Source organism: Mycobacterium sp. pV006 (genome assembly GCF_041287115.1).
GTDB lineage: Bacteria > Actinomycetota > Actinomycetes > Mycobacteriales > Mycobacteriaceae > Mycobacterium.
On record NZ_JBGGKT010000020.1, the window covers coordinates 33,732 to 50,591 of the forward strand.

Genomic DNA, 16,860 nt, shown 5'->3' on the forward strand with positions numbered 1-16,860 from the left:
GACCGGGCATCCACGCTGTCGAGCCGACGAGGAGGAACGTGGCCACTCCGACCGCAGAATCACCCGACCGGATCGAGGAGCGACACGGAGACATCACCTATGTCCGCACGGACAAGGATCTGCCGCCGGTGGCGATCATCGACCGCTCCCCCATCACCACGAAGCACCGGCTGATCTTCGCGGCCGTCGCGCTGCTGGGCGCCGTCGCCTGGGCGGTGATCGCGTTCTTCCGCGGAGAGACGGTCAACGCCGTCTGGTTCGTCATCGCCGCGGTGTGCACCTACGTGATCGGGTTCCGTTTCTATGCCCGCCTGATCGAGATGAAGGTGGTCCGTCCCCGCGACGACCTTGCCACTCCGGCTGAGGTTTTCGAGAACGGCACCGACTACATGCCGACCGACCGGCGGGTGCTCTACGGGCACCACTTCGCCGCGATCGCCGGTGCCGGACCACTGGTGGGGCCGGTGTTGGCGATGCAGATGGGTTATCTGCCGGGCACCATCTGGATCATCATCGGCGCGGTGGTGGCCGGCTGCGTGCAGGACTACCTGGTGCTGTCGATCTCGGTGCGGCGACGTGGGCGGTCGCTGGGACAGATGGCGCGCGACGAGTTGGGCGCCGTCGGTGGTGTGGCCGCGATCGTCGGGGTGCTGGTGATCATGGTGATCCTGCTCGCGGTGCTGGCGCTGGTGGTGGTCAACGCGCTGGCCGAAAGCCCCTGGGGTGTCTTCTCGATCGCGATGACGATCCCCATCGCGATCTTCATGGGTCTGTATCTGCGTTTCCTGCGCCCCGGCCGGGTGTCGGAGGTCTCGCTGATCGGGATGGTGCTGCTGCTCCTGGCCGTCGCCTCCGGCGGCTGGGTCGCCGAGACCGACTGGGGCACCGAATGGTTCACCCTGTCGAAGGTCACGCTGTCGTGGTGCCTGATCATCTACGGGCTGGCCGCGTCGATCCTGCCGGTGTGGTTCCTGCTCGCGCCGCGCGACTACCTCTCGACGTTCATGAAGGTCGGCACCATCGCCCTGCTGGCCGTCGGGATCCTGATCGCGCGTCCGGTCATGGAGGCCCCGGCGATCTCGCAGTTCGCGGCCAGCGGCACCGGTCCGGTGTTCGCCGGCTCGCTGTTCCCGTTCCTGTTCATCACCATCGCCTGCGGCGCGTTGTCGGGTTTCCACGCGCTGATCTCCTCGGGCACCACCCCGAAACTGCTGGAAAAAGAAAGCCAGATGCGGCTGATCGGGTACGGCGGCATGCTCACCGAATCCTTCGTCGCCATCATGGCTCTGATCACCGCGGCGATCCTCAACCAGCATCTCTACTTCGTGATGAACGCGCCGTCGGCAGCCACGGGCGCCACCGCCCAGACGGCCGCGGACTACGTCAACGGCCTCGGCTTGTCCGGGGCGGCCATCAGTCCCGAGGAGATCGACGAAGCGGCCCGCAGCGTCGGCGAGGAGTCGATCATCTCGCGCACCGGCGGTGCGCCCACCTTGGCGTTCGGCATGTCCGAGGTGCTGCATCAGGTGTTCGGCGGGGAGACGCTCAAGGCGTTCTGGTACCACTTCGCGATCATGTTCGAGGCGCTGTTCATCCTGACCACGGTCGACGCCGGCACCCGCGTCGCGCGGTTCATGCTCTCGGACGGCCTGGGCAATCTCGGTGGGCCGCTGAAGAAGCTGCGTGACCCGAGCTGGCGGATCGGCGCATGGACCTGCAGCATCGTGGTGGTCGCGGCGTGGGGCAGCATTCTCCTGATGGGCGTGACCGATCCGCTCGGTGGCATCAACACGCTCTTCCCGCTGTTCGGTATCGCCAACCAGCTGCTCGCGGCCATCGCGCTGACCGTCGTCACCGTCGTGATCATCAAGCGCGGATTGCTGAAATGGGCGTGGATTCCCGGGATTCCGCTGCTGTGGGACCTCACGGTGACGATGACGGCGTCGTGGCAGAAGATCTTCTCCGGCGACCCGAAGGTCGGCTACTGGACGCAACACTTCCAGTACCGCAACGCCCGCGACGGCGGCGCCACCACGTTCGGTGCCGCCAAGGACGCCGGGGAACTCGACGCCGTCATCCGCAACACCTTCATTCAGGGGACGTTGTCGATCGTGTTCGCCGTGCTGGTGCTCATCGTGTTCGCCGCCGGGGTGCTGGTGGCACTCCGCGCGATCCGGGGACAGGCCCCGCCGCTGGCCGAGGAGAAACCGATCCCGTCGCGGATCTTCGCGCCGGCCGGGATGCTCATGACCACACCGGAGAAGGAGGTGCAGAAGCAGTGGGACGCCTTGCCGAAACGGTCTACCCCGGCGCACTCCGCGCCCTCCGAGCGGTGAGCTGGTATTGCAAGTCGCTGATGGGCGACAACCATTATCAGCGTTACGTCGAGCACCATCGACGGGTGCATCCCGGTGAGCCGGTGATGACGGAGAGCGCGTACTGGCGGCACCGGCACGCCGAGGCCGACGCGAATCCGTCAGCGCGCTGCTGTTGACCCTCCGACTAAACTGTTGACCCAACGGTAAGCAACTACAGAACGGGCCGTGCCATGCATAAAGACGACATGATTTTGATCAGCGTGGATGATCACATCGTTGAGCCGCCGGATATGTTCAAGAATCATCTGCCGAAGAAGTATTTGGATGAGGCGCCGCGGTTGGTGCATAACCCGGACGGCAGCGATACGTGGCAGTTCCGGGATGTGGTGATTCCGAATGTGGCGCTCAATGCGGTGGCGGGTCGTCCGAAGGAGGAGTACGGCCTGGAGCCTCAGGGTCTTGATGAGATTCGGCCGGGGTGTTGGCAGGTCGATGAGCGGGTCAAGGACATGAACGCCGGCGGGATTTTGGGGTCGATGTGTTTTCCGTCGTTCCCGGGGTTTGCGGGGCGGTTGTTTGCCACCGAGGATGCGGAGTTCTCGTTGGCGTTGGTGCAGGCCTACAACGATTGGCATGTCGAGGAGTGGTGCGGGGCGTATCCGGCGCGGTTCATTCCGATGACGTTGCCGGTGATCTGGGATCCCGAAGCGTGCGCCAAGGAGATTCGGCGTAACGCGGCGCGTGGGGTGCATTCGTTGACGTTCACCGAGAACCCGGCGGCGATGGGTTACCCGTCCTTTCATGATTTCGATCATTGGAAGCCGATGTGGGATGCACTGGTTGATACCGACACGGTGCTCAATGTGCATATCGGTTCCTCGGGGCGGTTGGCCATCACCGCGCCGGATGCGCCGATGGATGTGATGATCACGTTGCAGCCGATGAACATCGTCCAGGCTGCGGCGGATCTGTTGTGGTCGCGGCCGATCAAGGAGTACCCGGATCTGAAGATCGCGTTGAGTGAGGGTGGGACGGGGTGGATTCCGTATTTCCTGGAGCGGGTGGATCGCACCTATGAGATGCATTCGACCTGGACCGGTCAGGACTTCGGCGGCAAGCTGCCCAGCGAGGTGTTCCGGGAGCATTTCCTGACCTGTTTCATCGCTGATCCGGTCGGGGTGGCCACCCGTCATCAGATCGGGGTGGACAACATCTGCTGGGAAGCCGACTACCCGCACAGCGATTCGATGTGGCCCGGGGCGCCCGAACAACTCGACGAGGTCCTCAAGGCCAACAACGTCCCCGACGACGAGATCAACAAGATGACCTACGAAAATGCCATGCGCTGGTACAACTGGGACCCCTTCACCCACATCGGCAAAGACCAGGCCACCGTCGGCGCCCTGCGCAAAGCCGCCGAAGGACACGACGTCTCCATCCAAGCCCTGTCGAAGCACGACCACAGCAGTGGGGCAGGCGCTTTCGATGCGTTGAAGGCTGCCGCGCGCGGCAATTCGGGCAGCGACTAGCTGCCCCCACACCCGCCGAAATTGCATTCCACGCGCGTCAAATCGCGAAAACACCACGTGGAATGCAATTTCGGCGGGACCCGGTCGGCCGGGTGACGCGAAGACTTCAGCGCGACATCGTGTAGCGGATCGGAAGGTGCTTGAGCCCACCGACGAACACCGTGGCGGTGTGCTCGGGGGGCCCCGCCAGCTCGATCGACGACAGCCGCGGCAACAGTTCGGTGAAGAAGCTGTTGATCTCCATCCGGGCCAGCGCGGCACCCAGGCAGAAGTGCACGCCGTACCCGAACGCGATGTGCTTGTTGGGATCACGGCCCACGTCGAACGTGAACGGGTCGGTGAATATGTCCTCGTCGCGGTTGCCGGACGGATAGGACAGCAGAACCGACTCTCCCGCAGCAATTTTCACTCCGCGGACCTCAGCGTCGCGCTGGGCGGTGCGCATGAACTCCTTGACCGGGGTCACCCAGCGGATCATCTCCTCGACCGCCAGTGGCATCAGATCGGGATTCTGCTGCAGTCGGCGCAACTGGTCCGGGTTCTCGATGAGGGCCTGCAGCCCACCGGAGATCGTGGCGCTGGTGGTGTCGTGGCCTGCGGTCGCGACGATCAGGTAGTACGACACGGTGTCGATGTCGGACAACGGTTCCCCGTCGATCCGTGCATTGGCGATGGCCGACGCGAGATCCTCGGTCGGGTTCGCGCGCCGCGCTGCGGTGATCTCGTTGAAGTAGTTGAACATGTCGAACAGCGCCAGACCGCGTTCCTCCATGCTGGTGCCACGCTGGAACTCGGCGTCGTCGTTGCCGAACAGTTCCTGCGTATAGGTCAGCATGCGAGGAAAGTCCGACTCCGGGATACCGAGCAGCGACATGATCACATACAGCGGGAAGTTGACCGCGACCTCGGCGACGAAATCGCACTCGCCACCGCGGTCGGCCATCTGGTCGACGAACGTCTTGGCCAGTTCGTCGACGCGTTCCTTGAGCGCCCGCATCGCCTTGGGCCGGAACCAGTCGGCACCGATCGCGCGAACCTTGCGGTGCTGCGGGTCGTCGAGGTGGATCAACGTGCTGATGCCCATCGACTCGTGCTGGGCATCGCCCTCGGCGGTCGTCAACACCGGACGCGGTGAGTTGGTGAAGATCTCGTTGTCCCGTTCGATGGCCATGATGTCGGCGTGCTTGGTGATCGCCCAGAACGGGTTGTACCCGGGCACCTCGACCCATGACACCGGGGCGTTCGCGCGCAGATGCGTCAGTGCGGCATGCAATCTGGCCTCGTCGGCATACGCGGTCGGGTCTGCGAAGACCTTGGCCGCTTCGTCGGCGATGCGAACACTCATCGGTGTCTCCTTCGTCATGCGCCGCAGCGCAGATCGGTGACGAGGTCGACGACGGTCGCCTCGTCGATGGTCGGCGGGAAACCCACCAGCACGCGGTCGATCAGACCGTCACATCGCGATCTGATCTTGTCCACGATGTCGTCGACGAGGCCGACGACGGCGAACTCCTCGAGGATGGTGTCGTCGATGAGCGAGCCCATCGTGTCCCAGTCACCCTTGCGGGACAGTCCGTGCATCTCGGTCTGCAGATCGCCCCAGCCGTGAAGCTCCAACACGTTGCGGTACGCCGGTGTCGAGGCATAGAACGCGATCTGCTTGCGGGTGGCCACCGCGGCGGCGGCCACCTGTTCTTCGTCGTTGCCGGTGACGACGAACAGCGGGCTGGCCACCTCGACGTCGGTGCGTGAGCGGCCGGCGCGTTCGATGCCCCGGGTCAGCGTGGGGATGGTGACCTCGTGCATGTAGCGCCGCGTCGAGAACGCATGCGCGATCAGTCCATCGGCGACCGCGCCGCACATCTCGGTCATCTTGTCCCCCACCGCGGCGACGAACACCTTCGGATCCCCATGCGGCTGCGCTGGCGGGACGAACATCGGGGTCATCAGTTTGTGGGTGTAGAAGTCACCCTCGAAGTCCAGCGGTGTTCCGTCACGCCAGCACGCCCAGATCGCGCGCAGGGCCTCGACGAATTCGCTCATCCGGTCCACCGGCCTGCTCCACGGCATGCCGAAGCGCTTCTCGATGTGCGGCTTGATCTGCGAGCCGAGCCCCAGCAGGAACCGTCCGTGCGAGTAGTCCTGCAAGTCCCAGCCGATCTGGGCCACCGTCATCGGGGTGCGGGCGAATGCCACCGCGATGCTGGTGCCGAGCTCGATGCTGTGGGTGTGTTCGGCCGCCAGCGTCAGCGGCAGGAACGGGTCGTGGTTGATCTCGGCTGTCCAGCAACCGTCGAATCCACGCCGCTCCAGTGTTCTCGCGGCCGTCGGAACCTGGGACAGTTGACTGACGACGGCAGCATCCACCTTCAGGCCGCCTCCAGCACCCATGTTGGATGACGCTACAGTAAGCAATTCAGTAAGGTCAACGCCGGGACGTCGGAGAACAGGAGTCTGCGCATGGCCAGTGCCGAGGATTGGCAGGACACGCTCGCCGAGTTGAATCGGCGTCGAGATCACTCGCGCGCCATGGGCGGCGACGAGCGTCTGGCCAAGCATTACGGCAAGGGCAAGCTCGACGCACGGGCACGTATCGACCACCTGTTGGACAAGGGCTCGTTCCGGGAGTTCGGCACCCTGGTCGGCGGCGACATCGCCGCCGACGGCATCGTCACCGGTTCCGGCCTGGTCGACGGTCGCCCGGTGCTCGTCGGCGCGGAGGACTTCACGACGCTGGCCGGCAGCATCGGCCCCGGCGGGAACGCCAAGCGCTACCGGCTGGCCGAACTCGCGTTGCGCGACCGCGTCCCGATGGTGATGTTGTTGGAGGGCGCCGGTTTTCGGCCCAGTGGGGAGCACTACGGCCGCACCCCCACCGATCTGCTGGCCCAGGCGCAGTGCTCGGGCAAGGTGCCCACGATCGGCGGGCTGTTCGGGCCGTCGGCCGGGCACGGAGCGCTGGTCGCACCGGTGTGCGACTGGACGATCATGACGGCCCAGGGCGCGATCTTCACCGCCGGTCCTCCGGTGGTCAAGGAATCGACGGGCGAGGAGATCTCCAAAGAGGACCTGGGGGGCCCGTCGGTGGCCCTGGCCAGCGGGGTGATCCACAACTTCGGGCAGGACGATGCCGCGGTGCTCGACGACATCCGCCGCTACCTGTCGTACTTCCCGTCCAGCGCGTGGTCGTATCCGCCATCACTTCCGGCCGACGAGGCGACCGCCCGTCGCGCCACGCCGGAACTGCTCGACATCGTCCCCCGCGGCAACCGCCGGGTCTACGACATGCGCGCGGTGCTCGACGTCCTCTTCGACCACACGGACTGGTTCGAGGTGCAGCCCAAGTTCGGGCCGGCGATGATCACCGCGCTGGCCCATCTGGGCGGCCATCCCGTGGCGGTGGTGGCCAATCAGCCCAAGGTGCTCGCCGGATCGATCGACGCCGACGCCGCCGACAAGGCCGCGCACTTCATCTCGGTCGCCGACGCGTTCCACCTGCCGATCGTGTTCCTCGCCGACAACCCGGGCATGCTGCCCGGCAGCCGCTCGGAACGCACCGGCGTGCTGCGCAGCGGTGCCCGGATGTTCGCCGCGCAGACCGCGGCCACCACAGTGAAACTGCATGTGACACTGCGCAAGGCGTACGGCTTCGGATCGATGGTGATGTCGCTGCTGGGCTTCGACGGCCAGAGCGCGACCTTCGCCTATCCCGGCGCCACGATGGGCGCGATGAGCGCGGCGGCGCTGAGCAAGGCCTCGCACGCCACCGAGGACATCGAGGCCAGGCTGCGCCAGGCCGAGGTCGACGCGTCGTTCCGTTCGGCCGGACACCTCGGCTTCGACGACCTGATCCATCCCGAGGAGACGCGCGATGTGCTCATCGACGCGCTCGAGCGTGCGCTCTACAGTCGTCAGGCCGCCCCACAGCCGGTGACCCGCACGGGGATCACGCCCTGACCCTGGGCGAAATCGCTAGGTACCGGCGCGGTAGGCGGCGACGATCGGCTCTAGTTCGTCGGGGGTGGCGCCGTGCATGATCACCGCATCGGCGCCGTAGTCGAACTCTTTGCGCACCCGGTCGGCGCACTGCTGCGGTGAGCCGGTGGCCGAAGGCTCGAGCCATTCGTCGGGGATCAGCGTGGCGATGTGCTCGATCTGTTCGGCGGTGGCCTTGTGGTCGATTCCCCCACCGATGGACTGCACGACCGAGTCCTCCCGGAACCGTTGCAACACAGCAGGATCCCAACCATTAGTGTTGACCAGCAGGTCGCCGTAGCCCTGCAGGTAGGTGGCCAGCCGGGCCACCGTCTTCTTCAGCCGCAGCTCCTCGGGAAGATGGTCACCAACGGTGGCGAAACACGACCACACCCGCACACTGGCCGGATCCCGGCCGGCCTGTTCGGCGGCGTCCTTGACGGTCTTGACCGCACGCTGCAACGTCTCGGGCGTGAAGTAGGTGTGCAGGATGACGTCGTCGAATTCCCGGCCGCCCAGCGCCAGCGTCTGGGGACCGAACGCGACGATCGCCAAGCGGATGTCCTCGCGGAAATCCGGGTCGAGGAACAGCACCTGGTACTTACCGAGCGGACCGTCGTGGTTGAAGATCAGCTCCCCGTGCCAGAGCTTGCGCATGACCTGCGCGAAGTCCTCCATCTGCGCGGTGGTCACCGAGGGGATGCCGAAGGCGTTGTAGATCGCGCCGATGCCCCGTCCGATCCCGAGGGTGAACCGCCCACCCGAGAGCCGGTGCATCGTCGTCGCCCAGGACCCCGTGATGAGCGGATGACGCGTGTTGTGGTTGGTGGCCGCCGTCGCGATCTGCATGCGACTGGTCACCGCCAGCGCTGCGCCGGTCAGCGACGACGCCTCCTTGACGTTCCACCGCTCGGAGATGAAACCCGTCCCGAAGCCGAGTTCCTCGCCAAGGCGAGCCTCGTCCATCAGCGTGGCGGGACCCTCTCCGCCGGCGCCGGCCAGCAGGTAGAAACCCAGTTCGTCGAGCACCTTCTCCGTCACGCCCAAACTCCTTGCTTGTAGCCGCAATTCCAGACCTCGGTGATCCTGCCATCAATCACCCGGAAGACTTCCATACTGCTGATCGTCATCGAGGTGCCGTCTTTGAGTGTCATCGGGGACTCGTAGACGATGACGACGTGCTCACCGTCGTCGCCGGCCACCACCAGCTTGAGGTCGAAGCGGATGGTGTCGAACATGGCCCAGTGATCGACGATGCGTGCGACAGCCTGCTCGTGGGTCAGGGTCGTCGCCTCCCCCACGTCGTGGCGGACCACCGTATCGCCCATCAGCTCGTCGGCCAGGTCGAAGTTCCGCTCGTTCCACACCACCAGGTTGTACAGCTCGACGACCTCGCGCGCCGACCGGCTCATGCGAAGACCTCCAGGGCACCGGTGTCCTCGATGGCAGCGACGGCGCGGTCGGTCAGCTCCACACACAGGGTTCGCGAGCGCGGGGGTAACGCGTCCCAGCCGTTCAGGATGATCACGGGCAGCACCATCGAGTAGACGATGCCGTAGCGGTAGCGGCGCCACGCGTCGTCGAACGAGTAACCTGCGACACCGTGGCCCGCCAACGCGTCCAGGTACTCACACACCAGAGCTTCGTCATGGCCGCGGCGCGTGAGGATGGGCAGACCCTGGCTCACCAGGTAGGCGATATCGGCCATACCGCATCCTGTCGAGGCCATCTGGAAATCGACGATCCGGAGCCGACCGCCGTCGAAAAACATGTTGTCGGCGCGGATGTCACCGTGCAGCAGCATCGAGTGCTCGGCCAGCACCGACAGCGCCTCACCGGCGTGCTCGACGAACCGGTCGGCGAACCGTGCGACATGGCGGGGCACCGGCGCATCGGTTCGGTCTCGGTACATCGCCCACCCGGGCCCGAAGGCCGGGAGCAGCAGATCACGCACCACCGATGAGTCCAGGCTCGGGAAGTGTTGCACCGCATCCGAATTGGCGGGTTGGACCGACCACGCATGCAAACCGGCCAATTGCGTGATGGCCGACCGTGCCCGATCCAGGGACAATCCGGCCAGCTGATCGGCGTTCTCCCATCGCTGCAGATCTTCGAGCAGCAGCACGAAGTCTGCTGAATCGTCGGCCATGCGGGCGCTGTAGACGGTCGGGGTGTCGATCGGTGCGCGGTTCGCGACCTCGCGGTAGAAGGCGACCTCCCGTCGGTATCCACCCAGCAGGTCCATCGCGCCACGGGCTTCGGAGCCGGCGGGCAGTTTCGCGATGAGCGTCCGCGGCAGTCCGGGGGTTCCGGTGAGCGTCAATCGGTAGAGCAGTGACGAGAACCCCGTGTCCTCGGCGATGCGTTCCACATGAAGGTCGCTGACCTGCAGGTCATTCGACAGATCGCTGTCGGCGCGCAGGACCGCGGTCAGCCAATCGGCAGTGACCGCCTCGATTCCGGCCGGCACGTCGGTGTGCGCGGTGGTCACCGCGCACCCGCCGGGATGGTCGAGCGCAGGAAGTCCTCGGATGCGTTCTGCACACCCGGAGCGAACAGGTGCCCGACGTGGCTCCCCCGGTGCCAGTGAATCCGCCCGCCCCATCGTTCGTGCAGCGCCAACGCTGTCTCCCTTCGTGCCATCTGGTCGTACCAGGCCCCGACGATCAACCGGCGGTCCGGCGCAGCGGTCGGGCTCACCGAGTGGTAGTCGACGACGGACATGATGTCGGCCGCCGCACCGGACTGCAGTAGCGCGATCGTGTCGCGCACCGACGGACCCCACCGTCCCAGGTGCGCGGCGATCATCGCGTTGAGTCCCGCGATCGGCGTGTAGACCGCGACCGCGTCGACCGGCTCGAGGTGGGATACCAACCCTGCCACCGGACTTCCCATCGACACTCCGGACACCACGATCGCGTCGGCCTGCGGCCGCAGCCAGCGCACCACCGCACGCACCTCGGATACCGCGCGCATCATGCCGGCGACGTTCTCCACCGGATCCATGCTCGGATAGCGGGGCCACCGGGTCTGCCGCACGCCGCACCCGGGCTGCACGGGCAGAGCGATGTTGAACCCCAGCCGGTCCTGGATGCGTCGAGCGCGCGAGAACAGCAGATCGATCGGCCGGCCCTGGCCCGCGCCGTGCACCCACACCAGCCAGGGTCGTCGGGTGTCGTCGTCGCGGCACAGATGCACCACGGCCGTCGCCGGCCCGCCGAAGCCCTCACGGGACAGCGCCTCCGGCAACTGGGGATCGTGGTCGAACGTGACCTGCTCGTAGCTGTGCCCGGCGAACCGGCGCCGTTGAACGGACCTGACGCGCAACGGTTCCGGTTCGCTATGGGCTTCTGCGAGGTTTGGGGCGAGCTCGGCGCCGATCTCGGCACACGATGCAACGCTGCGTTCCAGGCGCGGCGGCGGTGCGGTCAGGGTCAGGCCCGTCAACGCCAGTTCGTCGAGCAGCACTTCGCCGAACTGGCGGGCACCGTCGAGCGACAGCGCGTTCCAATCACCGGAACCGGTCAGCGCCGAATGTGCCCGAGGGAGCACACCGGCCACGTCGCTCACGGCTCGCCAAGCTCGCTCGGCGGGGTTCACGCGAGGGTGAATCCGGTGTAGCCGGCCTTGGCGATCTCGTCGCAGCGTCGCCGGTACTCGGGGATGCCGGCGGTGTAACCCATGTACATCCGCTTCTTGCCCTCGACGTTGCCGCCGTTGTACCAGGAGCTGCACGACGGGTGCACCAGCACCGTCGGCTCGACCAGAGACGTGGCGTGCTCGATCCACTCGCGTTGTGCGTCGGGCTGCGCCTCGATGGTCTGGTAGCCCTGGTCGCGCAGGTAGGCCACACAGTCACCGATCCACTCGATGTGCTGCTCCAGTGCTGCGACGAAATTGGTTGCCGCCGAGGGACTCCCGGGTCCCTGGACGATGAACAGGTTCGGAAAGCCCGCCACCGCCAGGCCCAGATAACTCAGCGGGCCCTCCTGGGCCCAGAAGTCGCGCAGCGACAAGCCGTCGCGGCCGCGGACGTCGATGCTGCTCAGCGCCCCAGTCATGGCGTCGAATCCGGTCGCGTAGATGATGACGTCGAGTTCGTGCAGCCCTGCTGCGGTCTCGATGCCGTCCGGTCGCACCGCGACGATGGGATTCGCGCGCAGGTCGACCAGTGTCACGTTGTCCCGGTTGAACGTCTCGTAGTAACCCTGGTCGATGATCGGGCGCTTGCACCCGAACGGATGGCTCGGTGTCAGCGCCTGCGCGGTCGCGGGATCCTTGACGATTTGGGCCACCGCCTGGCCGTAGAGCCGCGCAGCCATCTGGTTGGCCTCGATGTCGAAGAACACATCGCCCCAGTTCAGGGCGCCCATGATGCCGCCCTCCTCGACTGCGCGCCGCTGCTCTTCCGGCGAGGCCGTCTTCAAGGGCGGCTTGGTCAGCATCTCCAGCATCACCGAGAACGCGCTCAGTCGCGCCGCTCCCACCGGGTGCTCGCGCTGGGCGGCTCGGATCTGCAGATACCGTGCCTTGAGCTCGTCGAGTTCCCCGGGCTCGAAGGCCCTGACCTCCCAGGGCAGCGTGTAGGCCGGTGAGCGCTGAAAGACGGTCAGCGTGCCGGCTTCTCGTGCGACCACCGGGATCAGTTGCACGCCGGTGGATCCGGTCCCGATGACTCCGACCCGCCGGCCGGACAGGTCGACACCCTCGCGCGGCCACCGGCTGCTGTGCAGCGACGTACCCGTGAACGAGTCCATACCGGGCAGCGACGGTTCCAGAGGTGTCGACAGGATGCCCGTCGCCGCGACCACGAAGCGGGCGCCGACCGTCTCGCCCGAGGCGAGCCGAAGCATCCAGGTCGCCGCGCTCTCGTCGAACGTCATGGACACCACCTCGGCCCCGAACGTGATGTCGCGCCGCAAGTCCAATCGGTCGGCGACGAAGTTCAGATAGGCCTCGATCTCCGGTTGCGCCGGCATGGTCTCGGTCCAGACCCACTCCTGCTGGATCTCCTCGGAGAACGAGTAGGAGTACTCGATGCTCTCGATGTCACAGCGCGCACCCGGGTAGCGGTTGACCAGCCAGGTGCCGCCGACGTCGTCGGCCTTCTCCAGCACCCGAACCGTGACGCCCAGTTCCCGGAGGCGGTGCAACGCGTACAGCCCGGAGAATCCGGCGCCGACGACGACGGCGTCGAACGAACCGGTCAACAGGTGGGAATCGGCGGCTTCGGCGCTGGTCGACGACACTGTCACGCTTCCTCATCGGTTCGTGGCTGGCACCACTTGGCGGATGTTACTGTAACTATTACAGTATTGGCGCTGAGCCGGGATGGATTCGACAATTCAGCCCGCGACGCCGAAGGCGGAGACCATGCGATTCACGTTGGAGTACCCCGGCGACCTGCCGGCCGCCGACGATGACTTCGGTCGCCCCGAGGTGATCGCCGACGTGGTCCGGGCTGCCGAGGAATGCGGCTTCTCCGCTGTCGCGCTGAGCGAACATCCCGCCCCGTCGGTGAAGTGGCGCGCCCGCGGCGGGCACGACACCCTCGACCCGGTCGCCGCCCTGAGCTTCATGGCCGCGGTGACCTCCCGGATCAAGGTCATGACCAACCTCTACGTGCTGCCCTACCGCAACCCCTACCTCGCGGCCAAGGCACTGACCACCCTCGACCAACTGTCGGGAGGTCGCCTGATCGCCGGGCTCGGCGCCGGCTACCTGCGCTCGGAGTTCACCGCCCTCGGTGTCGACTTCGGAAGGCGCGCAGCATTGTTCGACGAGGCGCTGGCGGCGCTGTGGACCATCTGGGTCGACCCCGATACTCCGGTAGGCGGCAGTGGGTTCTCGACCGTCGGGCCGGTCTGGCTGCAACGTCCGGTCCAGCGTCCCCATCCGCCGATCTGGATCGGTGGCAACAGTGCCGCGGCGCGGCGCCGCGTGGTCGAGTACGGGACCGGATGGATGCCGGTGATCGCCCCTGAGCCCCTGGCAGCCACCATGCGTACCACCGCCATCCCCGACACCCACGCCCTCTCCCGGTCGGTCGGCGGATTGCGTGACGCGATGGAACGCGCCGGACGGGATCCCGCCTCACTCGACGTGCAGGTCGTCTGCCCGCCCGTCGACGGCAACGACACGGCACGCACTGTCGAGATACTCGAAGAGCTCGCGGCGGCCGGTGCCACGTGGGCGCTGATCCGCGCCGACGGGCGCTCGGCGGGCGCCGCGCTGGAGTTCATCGATACGTTCGGCTCGGATGTGATCGGCCGGAGGCATCTGGCCGCAACGTCGAAGGAGATGTCATGAAAGTCCCGTTCACCTGGAAGGTCACCGGGTGGTTCATGATCGGCTGGTCGGCCGAGTTCGAAGTCGGAGATGTCAAGGCGCTGAGGTACTTCGGCGAGGACCTGGCCGCGTACCGCGACGAGTCCGGCGAGCTGCACGTGCTCGAGGCGCACTGCAAGCACCTGGGTGCCCACATCGGCCACGGCGGCAAGGTGGTCGGTGACTGTGTCGAGTGCCCGTTCCATGGCTGGCGCTGGGGACCCGACGGATCCAACACCTACATCCCCTACCAGCCCGACCGGCCCAACCGTGGCCTGCGACTGCGCTCTTACCCGGTCAAGGAACAGTACGGCTGCATCTTCATGTGGTACCAGCCGCACGGCAAGGAACCGCAGTGGGAGCTGCCCGACATCTTCCACAAGTTCCCCCAGTTCGAGACCGACGCCAACGCCTACTACCGGCCCTATCCCGAGTTCTCCAGCCGCGCCGACGCCATCCCGGTGCATCCCCAGATCGTGGCGGAGAACGGTCCGGACAGCTCACACTTCCGTTATGTGCACGGCGCCTCCGTCACCCCGGTGTGCCTGCACTGGGAGAACGTCGACCACGAGTGGCGCTTCCTGACGGGATGGCCCGACGCCCGCAGCGAGGATCCCGACAAGATGGCGCTGAAGATCCACAGCCATTTCTCCGGGCTGGGCTTCGCGATGAGCGCCTTCGAAGGCTCCTCGAACCACCGGCTGATCTTCGCCTGCACCCCGGTCGACGACGAGGTCTCCGACATGTTCTATTCGATCTGGTGGCCGAAAGTCCCCGGCGAGACATCCGACATCCCGCCGGCCGAGGTGCGGACCAAGGTCGAGAAGCAGTTCCTCAAGACCGTGTGGGAGGACTGTGACATCTGGCGCTACCAGAAATACGTGGAAAACCCGCCGCTGGCCAAAGTGGATGCCAAGCCCTACATGGCCATGCGCAAGTGGGCGCAGCAGTTCTACGAAGTTCCCCCGTCGGCTTAGCGCCCCGCGGCAGTGACCCACCCCACAGCTGCCGGATAGAGTCTCGATGATCGTCCCGCCCACTTGCGATGAGAGGCCGTATGTCTGAGCCCACCCAGTTCACCGTTCCGGCAGCCGCCGACGCCATCGCGGCAGTCATCGGCGACCGCCCCTTCGTCGTGCAGGGAGATCGCCGGCTGACGTACGCCCAGGTCGTCGAGCGGTCGAACAGGCTGGCCAACTACCTGCACGCCCAAGGGCTGGGATGCCGGACCGAACGTTCGCAGCTCGCCGGGCACGAAATCGGGCAGGACCTGCTGGGCATCTACGCCTACAACGGACCCGAGTACGTCGAGGGCATGATCGGGGCGTGGCGAGCCCGCGTCGCTCCGTTCAACGTCAACTACCGTTACGTCAAGAGCGAGCTGCAGTACCTGCTGGCCGATTCCGGTGCCACCGCCCTGCTGTACCACTCCGCCTTCGCCCCAAGGCTGGCCGAGGTGCTGCCCGAGCTGCCCCAGTTGCGGGTGCTCATCCAGATCGCCGACGACTCGGGCAACGAATTGCTGCCCGGGGCAGTCGATTACGACTCGCTCATGTCGGAGTACCCTGCCGATCCCCCGCCGGTGACCCCGTCACCGGATGATCTCTATGTGCTCTACACCGGCGGGACGACCGGGATGCCCAAAGGCGTGTTGTGGCGCCAGCACGACATCTTCATGACCTCGTTCGGTGGACGCAGCCTCTACACCGGCGAGCTCGTGTCGACCTACGACGAGATCACGCAGCGCTGCGCCGAAGCCCCCGCCACGTCCTTGCTGGTGTTGCCGCCGCTGATGCACGGCGCGGCGCAGTGGGCGGTGTTCACGGCGATGAACACCGGCCAGACCGTGGTGTTCTCCTCGGTCACCGACCATCTCGATGTTGACGACGTCGTCGCGACCATCGAACGGGAGAAGGTCCTGGCCGTCACCGTCGTCGGTGACGCGATGGCGCGCCCCCTGGCCGAGGCGTTCGCGCGCACCGACGCCGACCTGTCGTCGCTGGCCGTGGTCGCCAACGGCGGCGCGCAGCTCACCCCGACCGGTAAGCAGTTGTTGATCGACGCCAAAGAGAACCTGATGGTGGTCGACGGCGTCGGGTCCTCGGAGACCGGCGCCCAGATGACCCACATGTCGGCACCGGGCGCGGTGTCCACCGGCAAGTTCAACGCCGGACCCGACACCTACGTCGCCGCAGAGGATCTCGGCTCGATGCTCGCGCCGGGTCACGAGGGCATCGGCTGGCTGGCGCAGCGCGGCTACGTCCCACTCGGCTACAAGGGCGACGCCACCAAGACCGCAGCCACCTTCCCGGTGATCGACGGTGTGCGGTACTCGATTCCTGGCGACCGGGCCCGACACCTGGCCGACGGTTCGATCGAGCTGCTGGGCCGCGACTCGGTGACCATCAACTCCGGCGGCGAGAAGATCTTCGCCGAGGAGGTGGAGTCGGCAGTCGCTTCCCATCCGTCCGTCGCCGACGTGGTGGTCGCGGGACGTCCGAGCGAACGCTGGGGTCAGGAGGTCGTCGCTGTCGTCGCACTGGCCGAGGGCGCGCAGGTCACCGCCGAGGAACTCATCGAGCACGCCGGTCAGGTGATCGCTCGCTACAAGCTGCCCAAGGCCGTCGTGTTCCGCCCGGCCATCGAGCGCAGCCCCGCAGGCAAAGCCGACTACCGCTGGGCCCGCGAACAAGCCGTCGCCGGCAACTGAT

Annotated in this window: 14 protein-coding genes; 7 read left to right on the forward strand and 7 right to left on the reverse strand. The window is 66.3% G+C overall.

Going from position 1 to position 16,860, the window contains the following annotated elements; genetic code table 11:
- The first annotated feature begins 38 nt into the window (after positions 1-38).
- From ACAG25_RS22385 to ACAG25_RS22395, 3 genes are read left to right on the forward strand one after another with little or no spacing between them, the layout of a single operon-like run.
- The gene (locus tag ACAG25_RS22385; RefSeq protein ID WP_370490671.1) at positions 39-2,336 is read left to right on the forward strand and encodes a carbon starvation CstA family protein; all 2,298 of its coding nucleotides are present in this window, start codon (positions 39-41) and stop codon (positions 2,334-2,336) included.
- 20 nt (positions 2,337-2,356) lie between these two features.
- Complete coding sequence (locus ACAG25_RS22390; RefSeq protein WP_370490700.1) at positions 2,357-2,494, forward strand: YbdD/YjiX family protein; 138 nt, start codon at positions 2,357-2,359, stop codon at positions 2,492-2,494.
- Positions 2,495-2,548: 54 nt separating this feature from the next.
- On the forward strand, positions 2,549-3,847 hold the full coding sequence (locus tag ACAG25_RS22395; RefSeq protein WP_370490672.1) for an amidohydrolase family protein: 1,299 nt from the start codon (positions 2,549-2,551) through the stop codon (positions 3,845-3,847).
- A gap of 106 nt (positions 3,848-3,953) precedes the next feature.
- On the opposite strand, the gene ACAG25_RS22400 is transcribed toward ACAG25_RS22395, so the two are convergent.
- Together ACAG25_RS22400 and ACAG25_RS22405 are read right to left on the reverse strand one after the other, a co-directional pair.
- Positions 3,954-5,192, reverse strand: coding sequence for a cytochrome P450 (locus ACAG25_RS22400; protein WP_370490673.1), 1,239 nt, complete (start codon positions 5,190-5,192; stop codon positions 3,954-3,956).
- A gap of 14 nt (positions 5,193-5,206) precedes the next feature.
- The gene (locus ACAG25_RS22405; protein ID WP_370490674.1) at positions 5,207-6,238 is read right to left on the reverse strand and encodes an LLM class F420-dependent oxidoreductase; all 1,032 of its coding nucleotides are present in this window, start codon (positions 6,236-6,238) and stop codon (positions 5,207-5,209) included.
- Positions 6,239-6,307: 69 nt separating this feature from the next.
- Between ACAG25_RS22405 and ACAG25_RS22410 the strand changes: the two genes are divergently transcribed.
- The gene (locus tag ACAG25_RS22410) at positions 6,308-7,804 is read left to right on the forward strand and encodes an acyl-CoA carboxylase subunit beta (protein ID WP_370490675.1); all 1,497 of its coding nucleotides are present in this window, start codon (positions 6,308-6,310) and stop codon (positions 7,802-7,804) included.
- A gap of 15 nt (positions 7,805-7,819) precedes the next feature.
- Here the strand turns inward: ACAG25_RS22410 and ACAG25_RS22415 are convergent, their stop codons facing one another.
- Genes ACAG25_RS22415 through ACAG25_RS22435 form a run of 5 tightly spaced genes read right to left on the reverse strand, consistent with a single transcriptional unit; the run spans position 7,820 to position 13,077 of the window.
- Positions 7,820-8,863 carry a TIGR03857 family LLM class F420-dependent oxidoreductase gene (locus ACAG25_RS22415; RefSeq protein ID WP_370490676.1) on the reverse strand — a complete coding sequence of 348 codons (1,044 nt, stop codon included), beginning with the start codon at positions 8,861-8,863 and terminating at the stop codon, positions 7,820-7,822.
- Complete coding sequence (locus tag ACAG25_RS22420; protein WP_370490677.1) at positions 8,860-9,234, reverse strand: nuclear transport factor 2 family protein; 375 nt, start codon at positions 9,232-9,234, stop codon at positions 8,860-8,862. The genes ACAG25_RS22415 and ACAG25_RS22420 overlap by 4 nt, the downstream gene beginning before the upstream one ends.
- Complete coding sequence (locus tag ACAG25_RS22425; protein WP_370490678.1) at positions 9,231-10,313, reverse strand: phosphotransferase; 1,083 nt, start codon at positions 10,311-10,313, stop codon at positions 9,231-9,233. Before ACAG25_RS22425 ends, ACAG25_RS22420 begins: the two co-directional genes overlap by 4 nt.
- A complete protein-coding gene (locus ACAG25_RS22430; protein WP_370490679.1) occupies positions 10,310-11,422 on the reverse strand; it encodes an alpha/beta fold hydrolase in 1,113 nt (370 codons plus the stop codon). Before ACAG25_RS22430 ends, ACAG25_RS22425 begins: the two co-directional genes overlap by 4 nt.
- Complete coding sequence (locus tag ACAG25_RS22435) at positions 11,419-13,077, reverse strand: flavin-containing monooxygenase (RefSeq protein ID WP_370490680.1); 1,659 nt, start codon at positions 13,075-13,077, stop codon at positions 11,419-11,421. Before ACAG25_RS22435 ends, ACAG25_RS22430 begins: the two co-directional genes overlap by 4 nt.
- Before the next feature lie 118 nt (positions 13,078-13,195).
- On the opposite strand from ACAG25_RS22435, the gene ACAG25_RS22440 reads away from it, so the two are divergent.
- The 3 genes from ACAG25_RS22440 (at position 13,196) to ACAG25_RS22450 (ending at position 16,859) form a co-directional block, all read left to right on the forward strand.
- Positions 13,196-14,131 (forward strand): LLM class F420-dependent oxidoreductase, encoded by a 936-nt coding sequence (locus tag ACAG25_RS22440; protein WP_370490681.1) that lies wholly within the window; start codon positions 13,196-13,198, stop codon positions 14,129-14,131.
- Positions 14,128-15,126 (forward strand): Rieske 2Fe-2S domain-containing protein, encoded by a 999-nt coding sequence (locus ACAG25_RS22445; protein WP_370490682.1) that lies wholly within the window; start codon positions 14,128-14,130, stop codon positions 15,124-15,126. Before ACAG25_RS22440 ends, ACAG25_RS22445 begins: the two co-directional genes overlap by 4 nt.
- An 80-nt stretch (positions 15,127-15,206) precedes the next feature.
- Complete coding sequence (locus tag ACAG25_RS22450; RefSeq protein WP_370490683.1) at positions 15,207-16,859, forward strand: acyl-CoA synthetase; 1,653 nt, start codon at positions 15,207-15,209, stop codon at positions 16,857-16,859.
- The last annotated feature ends 1 nt before the right edge of the window (position 16,860 follow it).